This is a genomic window from Variovorax sp. AC103 (genome assembly GCF_979254005.1).
Genome location: NZ_CEEDFC010000027.1, coordinates 100,324 through 106,406, shown reverse-complemented (window position 1 = coordinate 106,406; position 6,083 = coordinate 100,324). Strand labels below are relative to the sequence as shown.

Genomic DNA, 6,083 nt, shown 5'->3' with positions numbered 1-6,083 from the left:
GTGAGCTGCGGCCGGTGGCGCGTGCTGCCGGCACCACGGTCGAGGTGCGCGAGCTGTTCTTTGCCACACCCGCGCGCACGATTCAGTGCGGCAGCAACTGCTTGAACATGACGAACGCATCCACGAACCCGCGCTGCGGGTGCCGGAACGCACCGGGCAGCGTGCCCACGACGGCAAAGCCCAGCTTGCGCCACAGCCGCACCGCGCCTTCGTTGGTCGACACCACGAAGTTGAACTGCATCGCGCGAAAGCCCATGCGCACCGCCTCCTGCTGCGAGTGTTCGCACAACGCCGACGCCACGCCCAGCCCGCGCGCTGCCTCCGACACCACGTAGCCGCAGTTGCTCACATGCGCGCCGTGGCCCGGCTGGTTGGGCTTGATCACGTACGTGCCCAGCACCGCGCCCTGGTCGTCGCAGGCCACGAAGGTTGCGGCGGGCAAGGTCATCCACGCGTGGCGCACCTCGGCCTCGGTGACGTCGGTCGCAAAGGTGTAGGTGTCGCCGCGGCGGAAGGTGGGCTCGAGGAACGACCAGAGTGCGGGCCAGTCCGCATCGAGGGCAAGGCGAATGTGCAGCATGGGGTGATTCAGGGAGCGTTCGATTGCAACAAGGATAATCCGCGCCCATGGAAATCATCAGCTTTCTCGTCGACTTCATCCTGCACGTCGACAAACACCTTGAGGCCTTCGTCATTGCCTACGGCCCCTGGGTCTACGCGTTGCTGTTCCTCATCGTCTTTGTGGAAACCGGGGCGGTCGTCATGCCGTTTCTGCCCGGTGACTCGCTGCTCTTCATCGTGGGCGCGCTGTGCGGCGCGGGGCTCATGAGCTTCCCGCTGGCCTGCGGCATCCTGATTGCGGCGGCCATCCTGGGCGACCAGTGCAACTACTCCATCGGCCGCTTCTTCGGGCCCAAGGTCTTCCAGTGGGAGAACTCGCGCTTCTTCAACCGCAAGGCCTTCGACCAGGCCCATGCCTTCTACGAACGCTATGGCGGCATCACCATCGTGCTGGCGCGCTTCATGCCGTTCATTCGCACCTTCGCGCCCTTCGTGGCAGGCGTGGCCGAAATGGGCCGCGCCAAGTTCACCATGTTCAATGTGGTGGGTGCGCTGATCTGGGTGCTGGGCATTGCAACGGCCGGCTACTTCTTCGGCAATTTGCCGCTCGTGCGCCAGCACCTGGACAAGATGATCTGGGCGCTGATCTTCATTCCGGGCCTGCTGGCCATCTTCGGTGCATGGCGCGCGTCGAAGGCCGAGAAAGCGCGTGCGGCCGCCCAAGCCTGATCTTCTTTCTTCTCCACCATAAAAAAACGCGCCGAGGGCGCGTTTTTTCGTTCAAGCCGGCTGGCGATCAGTAGTTCGGGCCGTTGCTCGGGTAGTAGCCGCTGCCTTGCGGATAGCGCTGGCGGTTGTAGTTGCGCTCGTCGGCATTGCGGCCGACCTGGTTGCCGATGATGCCGCCGATGGCAGCGCCACCCACGGTGGCGGCCGTGTTGCCGCCGATGGCGTTGCCCACCAGCGCACCGCCCACTGCACCGACGCCAGTACCGAGGTTCTGGTTGGGGCCGCTTGCACAGCCTGCAATCGTCATGACCGAAGTGGCTGCGGCTGCAGCGATCCAGAGACGTGTGTTCATGATGTCCACCTTTCGAAGAGTGATGGGTCAATCATGGCCAACGCCCCTGTTGTCGCCGTGTAGGAGCCTGCCGCGCCTGCCTGTGCGGTGTCACAGGCCGGCAGCCGTGGGACAGCAGGGCCTGCCTCGAGTTCGCAAGGCAGGCGCCTGGGTCAGAGCTGGCGGCTGCGGGCCAGCGGCGGGTTCTGCGAGAAGTACCGCTGGATGCCGCGCATCAGCGCGTCGGACAGGCTTTCCTGGTAGTCGACGCGGCGCAGGTTGGCCTCTTCTTCCGGGTTGCTGATGAACGCGGTTTCCACCAGCACGCTGGGAATGTCCGGCGCCTTCAGCACCGCGAAGCCGGCCTGCTCGACCTGGCCCTTGTGCAGCCGCGCACCGATGCCCTTGATTTCGCCGAGCATGGCGCCGCCCAGCTTCAGGCTGTCGTTGATCTGCGCGGTGGTGCTCATGTCGAGCAGCGCGCGCTGCACCTGCGCCTCGTGGCCGCCGACATTCACGCCGCCCACCTTGTCGGCGTCGTTCTCCTTGTTGGCCATCCAGCGCGCCGCGCTGCTCGACGCGCCGCTCTGGCTCAGCGCGAACACGCTCGCGCCGCGTGCGGCTGGCGTGGTGAAGGCGTCGGCATGGATGCTCACGAACAGGTCGGCCTGCACGCGGCGGGCCTTCTGCACGCGCACGCCCAGCGGCACGAAGAAGTCGGCGTCGCGCGTGAGAAAGGCGCGCATCGGGTTGCCGTTGACGCTGCTCGCATTGATGCGGTCGCGCAGGCGGAACGCCACCTGCAGCACGATGTCTTTCTCGCGCGTGCCCGCCGGGCCGATGGCACCGGGGTCTTCGCCGCCGTGGCCGGGGTCGAGCGCCACGATGATGATTCGGTCGGTGCGGCTCGCGGTGGCGGTGCCGCCTCGGGCCGCCGCCACAGCCGGCGGCATCGGCGGCGGCAGGGGCCTGACGGGCGGCGGTGCCACGAGCACCGGCGGTGGGCCGGGCCGGTCGGCGCCGGCCACCACCGGCGGCGGCGGCGCGGGAGGACCGGGACGCATGGCTTGCTGCGCGATCAGGTCGCCCAGCGCGTCGCCGGCGGGGGGCGCGGGGCGCACCGGCACGCCGGGCGGAGGCGGCGGTGCGGGCGTGGGGGCCTCGCCGGCCATGGCCGAGCTGCCTGTGGAGCTCCCCGTTGAACTGCCTGCCGTACGGGGCGCGTCGCGCAGCCGCTCGGCGATCAGCGCTTCCATCGGGTCGACGGCCTGCTCGGGGTACAGGTCGAGCACCAGCCGGTGCTTGTACGCGGCCACGGGCGCGAGCGAGAACACCTGCGGCACCACGGCCTGCTTCAGGTCGAACACGATGCGCACCACCTTCGGTGCGTTCTGCCCGACGCGCAGGCCGTTGATGAACGGGTCGCCCGGCTTGATCTTGCCGACCAGCTCGCGCAGTTCGGGGTTGAGGTCGATGCCTTCGATGTCCACCGCGAGCCGCGGCGGGCTGCCCACCACGAGCTGCTGCGAATTGAGGCGCGCATCGGACTCGATGGTCACGCGGGTGTAGTCGGCGGCGGGCCACACCCGCACGGCGAGGATGGAGGCGCCGCGTGCGATCTGGTGCACGCCGAGCATCAGCGCGATGCTGCCGCCTTGCAGCAGCACGCGCCGTTTCAGGCCGCCCGCCTTCATGCGGCGATGCGCGCCAGCAGATCGCGGCCGCGAGGGGTGTTCGCGAGGAGGGTCACGCTGCGTGTGTCGTCAGTCATTGCTTCTATTTTAATAGCGAGGTCGGCAGGTGGGGTACGGCCCGCGGCGTTGTCCGGCCATTCGGCCAGCTTGAGCCCGGGGCCCGCGAAGATGTCGCGAAAGCCCGCGTCGTCCCATTCGCGCGGGTCGGCGAAGCGGTAGAAGTCGAAATGGAAGATCTGCAGGCCGTCGGGCGCCTCGTGCGGCTCCACCACGGCATAGGTGGGGCTCTTGATGCGCCCCGCGATGCCCAGCGCGCGCAGCAGATGGCGTACGAAAGTCGTCTTGCCCGCGCCCAGGTCGCCGTGCAGCGCGATGAACGCGTCGCGCACCGCAGGCGAGCCCGCGAGTGCGCGCGCGAAGGCGTCGGTGTCGTCTTCGCTGCGCCAGCGCAGGGTGCGGGTGCTCGTTTGCGTTTCTACAATCGGCAAGTGATCGTCAGCCATCCACTCGTTGTTCGTATTCAGGCCTTGGCCCGGGATCTCGGATTCTCCCAAATCGGAATCGCGGGCGTCGATCTATCGAGCGCCGAGGACGGTCTGATGCAATGGCTGGCCCATGGGTTCCACGGCGAGATGCAATACATGGCAACGCACGGCACGCGGCGCGCCCGCCCGGCCGAGCTGGTGCCGGGCACGGTGAGCGTGATCACCGCGCGCATGGACTACCTGCCGCGCGACACCTCGCCCGAATGGCAGGCCGTCGAGTTCGACCGGCTCACGCGCCCCGGCGAGGCCATCGTGTCGGTCTATGCGCGGGGCCGCGACTATCACAAGGTGCTGCGCAACCGGCTCGCCAGGCTGGCCGAGCGCATCGCCGAAGAGGTGGGCCCGTTCGGCCACCGCGCCTTCACCGACTCGGCCCCGGTGCTCGAAGCCGAGCTGGCCTCGCGCAGCGGGCAGGGCTGGCGCGGCAAGCACACGCTGGTACTCGACCGCGACGCGGGCTCGATGTTCTTCCTGGGCGAGATCTACGTCGACATGGAACTGCCCCCGAGCGAGCCCGTCACCGCGCACTGCGGCAGCTGCAGTGCCTGCATCGACGTGTGCCCGACGCAGGCCATCGTCGCGCCGCGGCGGCTCGATGCGCGGCGCTGCATCTCGTACCTCACCATCGAGCACGGCGGACCGATTCCGGCCGAGCTGCGCCCGCTGATGGGCAACCGCATCTACGGCTGCGACGACTGCCAGCTGATCTGCCCCTGGAACAAGTTCGCGAAAAAAAGCACGCTGCCCGATTTCGATGCCCGCGAAGGGCTCACCGGCCGCACGCTGGCCGAGCTGTTCGCCTGGACCGAAGAAGACTTCCTGCGCCGCACCGAGGGCAGCCCGATCCGCCGCATCGGGCATGAACGCTGGCTGCGCAACATCGCGGTGGCGTTGGGCAATGCGGCCAGAGCGGGCGAGGGCGGGGCGCAAGAAGCACTCGCGACACGGGCCTCGCACGACAGCGAGCTTGTGCGCGAGCACGTGGCCTGGGGCCTGGCGCAGCAGGCCGGCAACTGAATACTCAGGCGGGCAGGATCTCGCGCACGCGTTCCCACGGGCGGCACATCAGCGTGCCGCGCGGCGACACCACGATGGGGCGCTGCAGCAGGATCGGGTGCGCGACGATGGCGTCGAACAACTGGTCGTCGGTCAATGTCTCGTCGGCCAGCTTCAATTCCGCGTAGGGCGCTTCTTTCGTGCGCAGCAGGTCGCGCGGGCCCATGCCCATGGCCTTGGCGAGTTCACGCAGCTTCTTCTTCGAGGGCGGCGTTTCCAGGTACAGCACGATCTCGGGCTCCACGCCGCTTTCGCGGATCAACGACAGCACGTTGCGCGAGGTGCTGCAGTTGGGCTTGTGGAAGATCGTCATCGGGTAGGCGGTGGTGGGGGAGCGTGCGGTCATGGCGGAATCATCGAAAAAACGCGCAATCCGCCGCTGTCACGCCGCCAGCAGCGCGTCGACCTTGTTCAGGGCTTCCAGCGTGCGGAAGCAGGCCTCGGCCACTTCGGTGCCCTTGATGGCGAAGTGGCGGTGGAAGTACTTGCGGTGCTCCACGTGCTCGTGGAAGTGGTGCGGCGTGAGCACGGCCGAGAAGATCGGCACGTCGGTCTCCAGCTGCAGCGACATCAGCGTGCTGACCACCGTGCTCGCCACGAACTCGTGGCGGTAGATGCCGCCGTCCACCACCAGCGCGCAGGCGACGATGGCCGCGTACTTGCCGGAGTTGGCGAGCCGCTTGGCATGCAGCGGAATCTCGAAGGCGCCCGGCACGTCGAAGATGTCGATGCGCTCGCGTGCCACGCCGAGCCGGTCCATCTCGGCAAGGAAGGCGTCGCGGGCCTGGTGGACGATGTCGGCGTGCCACTGGGCCTCGACGAAGGCGATGCGCGTGCCGCGCGGGGAGCCCGATGCCGTCACTGCGGAAAGGGGAAGGTCGTTGATCTGACTCATGGTGTGCCTCTAGAAAGCAGGTTTCCTGAATCAGGGCGCACGAAACCACAGGCCCGCCCGCGCGCCCGCAAATGCGAGGCGCGCGGGCATGCCCGCATTTCGCGCTCTCTTTCATCCGGACTGTGACCGTCGGCTTCGGAATCTCACCGAAATCTGCTGACCCTGGGGCTTGTTGCAAGCTCCAGGCGCTCGCGGGCTTGTGCGGCCTCCTTTCGGAAGATCCACCATCACCGCCGGTGGGGAATTGCACCCCGCCCTGAGAACGCTTGCCA

General features: G+C 67.9%; 8 protein-coding genes and 1 riboswitch. Of the genes, 2 read left to right on the top strand and 6 right to left on the bottom strand.

Translation table 11 applies throughout. The features are described from left to right. Positions 1–82: 82 nt before the first annotated feature. Positions 83–580: a GNAT family N-acetyltransferase gene (locus tag AC0IYU_RS30335; protein ID WP_472124917.1), complete on the bottom strand. Its 498-nt coding sequence runs from the start codon at positions 578–580 to the stop codon at positions 83–85. A 47-nt stretch (positions 581–627) separates the two neighbouring features. Between AC0IYU_RS30335 and AC0IYU_RS30330 the strand changes: the two genes are divergently transcribed. After that, a complete protein-coding gene (locus tag AC0IYU_RS30330) occupies positions 628–1,290 on the top strand; it encodes a DedA family protein (protein ID WP_472124914.1) in 663 nt (220 codons plus the stop codon). A 67-nt stretch (positions 1,291–1,357) separates the two neighbouring features. Here AC0IYU_RS30330 and AC0IYU_RS30325 read toward each other — a convergent pair whose 3' ends face one another. From AC0IYU_RS30325 to tsaE, 3 genes are all read right to left on the bottom strand, one after another. Beyond that, the gene (locus AC0IYU_RS30325; RefSeq protein WP_435436650.1) at positions 1,358–1,642 is read right to left on the bottom strand and encodes a glycine zipper domain-containing protein; all 285 of its coding nucleotides are present in this window, start codon (positions 1,640–1,642) and stop codon (positions 1,358–1,360) included. Between the two features lie 152 nt (positions 1,643–1,794). Then, positions 1,795–3,315, bottom strand: coding sequence for an N-acetylmuramoyl-L-alanine amidase (locus AC0IYU_RS30320; protein ID WP_472124912.1), 1,521 nt, complete (start codon positions 3,313–3,315; stop codon positions 1,795–1,797). Then, a complete protein-coding gene (gene tsaE / locus AC0IYU_RS30315; RefSeq protein WP_472124910.1) occupies positions 3,312–3,818 on the bottom strand; it encodes a tRNA (adenosine(37)-N6)-threonylcarbamoyltransferase complex ATPase subunit type 1 TsaE in 507 nt (168 codons plus the stop codon). The genes AC0IYU_RS30320 and tsaE overlap by 4 nt, the downstream gene beginning before the upstream one ends. Between tsaE and queG the strand changes: the two genes are divergently transcribed. Then, a complete protein-coding gene (queG, locus tag AC0IYU_RS30310) occupies positions 3,804–4,877 on the top strand; it encodes a tRNA epoxyqueuosine(34) reductase QueG (protein WP_472124908.1) in 1,074 nt (357 codons plus the stop codon). The two genes, tsaE and queG, sit on opposite strands and share 15 nt — an antisense overlap. A gap of 4 nt (positions 4,878–4,881) precedes the next feature. Here the strand turns inward: queG and arsC are convergent, their stop codons facing one another. Both arsC and AC0IYU_RS30300 read right to left on the bottom strand, forming a co-directional pair. After that, positions 4,882–5,262, bottom strand: coding sequence for an arsenate reductase (glutaredoxin) (arsC, locus tag AC0IYU_RS30305; protein ID WP_472124905.1), 381 nt, complete (start codon positions 5,260–5,262; stop codon positions 4,882–4,884). Positions 5,263–5,298: 36 nt separating this feature from the next. Next, positions 5,299–5,811 (bottom strand): 6,7-dimethyl-8-ribityllumazine synthase, encoded by a 513-nt coding sequence (locus AC0IYU_RS30300; RefSeq protein ID WP_472124902.1) that lies wholly within the window; start codon positions 5,809–5,811, stop codon positions 5,299–5,301. Positions 5,812–5,910: 99 nt separating this feature from the next. After that, positions 5,911–6,079: riboswitch (FMN riboswitch) on the bottom strand. Positions 6,080–6,083 lie beyond the last annotated feature (4 nt).

Excerpts from the sequence above, each read along its gene's own strand:
- AC0IYU_RS30325 (WP_435436650.1), bottom strand. The coding sequence starts at position 1,642 with ATGAACACACGTCTCTGGATCGCTGCAGCCGCAGCCACTTCGGTCATG.
- tsaE (WP_472124910.1), bottom strand. The coding sequence starts at position 3,818 with ATGGCTGACGATCACTTGCCGATTGTAGAAACGCAAACGAGCACCCGC.
- AC0IYU_RS30300 (WP_472124902.1), bottom strand. The coding sequence starts at position 5,811 with ATGAGTCAGATCAACGACCTTCCCCTTTCCGCAGTGACGGCATCGGGC.
- arsC (WP_472124905.1), bottom strand. The coding sequence starts at position 5,262 with ATGACCGCACGCTCCCCCACCACCGCCTACCCGATGACGATCTTCCAC.
- AC0IYU_RS30335 (WP_472124917.1), bottom strand. The coding sequence starts at position 580 with ATGCTGCACATTCGCCTTGCCCTCGATGCGGACTGGCCCGCACTCTGG.
- AC0IYU_RS30330 (WP_472124914.1), top strand. The coding sequence starts at position 628 with ATGGAAATCATCAGCTTTCTCGTCGACTTCATCCTGCACGTCGACAAA.
- AC0IYU_RS30320 (WP_472124912.1), bottom strand. The coding sequence starts at position 3,315 with ATGAAGGCGGGCGGCCTGAAACGGCGCGTGCTGCTGCAAGGCGGCAGC.